General features: G+C 46.2%; 1 pseudogene. It reads right to left on the reverse strand.

Annotated elements, in window-relative coordinates:
* A pseudogene (locus R7Q48_RS27430) lies at positions 1-706 on the reverse strand (hypothetical protein); the annotation flags it as partial.

The raw sequence follows: 706 nt of genomic DNA on the forward strand, positions 1-706 counted from the left end.
GCGGGATCTTCACCGCGAACATTTGGAACGAGAACGAAGAATGTGGCACAGCCATCCTCTCCTGTCATCCGCTGTACGTAACCATTGGCATCAACTTCCGCTAAATTCTCGCCTTCTGGAAGAACACCGGCATCAAGAAGAAGTTGTTCTATCACTAAGAATTCACCATTTTCTGGATACTCAGGGTTGAATGGTTTAGGAACGGGTACACTGTCAGGTATGTAAAGGTTGACCGGCCAATTCGGAATCAAGCCTTCGCCTTCATCATGAATACCGTTACCGTTCATATCGAACGACTTACACACTTTAAGATTGGCAATACCGATAGAACCAAAACGGATGGTTAACACGGGATCATCACTAAAGGTTGGTTGAGCCCAAGCACTAGGCATGAAACCAACGTCATTCTCCTCATTGCCGCTGGCTTCATCTGTGTCCTCACCAGCAGAACGTTTGATGGTTTCGTCGAAGTTGGTTTGACATGCTAGAGCGTTTGCAAAGCCTATATGCAGATCGCCATCTTCGAACGTCGGTGCAAAGTCTCTTAAATCTGCGAAGGTTGTGAAGTGAGTGAATGGGGTGTTCATTGCGGTAAAGCCAACTTTTTTCGCCCACCACATGAATTGGTCTAAGCTCCATTGATGGTCTTCAACCCCAAAAACACTAAACGTGATTGGCTCGTCAGGAGAATCATTGGAAAGTTTAG

The organism is Vibrio sp. 378, from assembly GCF_033339435.1.